This is a genomic window from Spirabiliibacterium falconis, assembly GCF_014885015.1.
Classification (GTDB): Bacteria; Pseudomonadota; Gammaproteobacteria; order Enterobacterales; family Pasteurellaceae; genus Spirabiliibacterium; species Spirabiliibacterium falconis.
Genome location: NZ_JABMIJ010000025.1, coordinates 1 through 886, shown reverse-complemented (window position 1 = coordinate 886; position 886 = coordinate 1). Strand labels below are relative to the sequence as shown.

At 35.4% G+C, this 886-nt stretch carries 1 protein-coding gene; it reads left to right on the top strand.

Annotated features, from left to right (window positions below; translation table 11 throughout):
• The coding region (locus HPC40_RS09010; protein ID WP_208119168.1) for a factor H binding protein domain-containing protein at nt 1–804 on the top strand (804 nt) is incomplete at its 5' end.
• Nucleotides 805–886 lie beyond the last annotated feature (82 nt).

Here is an 886-nt window from a genome sequence, read left to right as displayed (position 1 = left end):
GAAGCTCGTAAAGCTGAAGAGGCACGTTTGGCTGCGAATAAAATCAAACTATTCGAAAACGCCCAAAAAGCGGGATTAAGCGAAGAAGATGCTAAAGCATATTCCGATAATTACTTTCATGAAGATGATTACGTTGCCATAGAAGCTCTTAATCAAAAAGTTCGTGCACTTTCTGTTGATACCTATACAAGAAAAGATACTTCATTCAGAAATAGTGATTCTAGTGCGTTCCAATATTTGTGGCTTGAAACAGATAACTCGGGAATGCATACATCAGGTAGTTCAGAAAGTAGTATAATCAATGGGAGATACAAGCAAATGAGTTATGAGGTATACAGTTATAACAGCAGTGAATCAGCACATGGTATTTCTACTGCTGCTGGTAATTTAGGTCGTGACTCATTAATTGCATATAGTGGAAACCCAACAAAAAGCCATGTCATTGAAAAACTAAAAGGAGAAGCGACTTACTCTGGAAAAGCATTTGTGAGCAATAACTATCGTGTTGATACCAATGGACAAGTAACATTAAAAGCTAATTTTACTGAAAAGACTGTATCAGGAAATATCGCATCGGATATTGAAGATATAACTCTTTCTAATACCAATATTAACCTCGATAATGGTGTAATGGAGTTCAAAGGTAATGCAAATGCCACTGGAAAACGGTTCGGAGTTCAATACACTGGAGAATATGAAGGAAAATTTATGGGAGTAAAAGCTGAACAAGTCGCTGGTGTAGCAAAACTAGCAGATAGTTCTGATCTTAATGTACTCGGTTCATCATTCAGTGGAACAAAATAATCATTACTATTAACGCCCTTCTTGGGCGTTTTTCTTTTACTTAAAAAAGTAAAAATCTCAAATATGAAAAAATTATCTATTT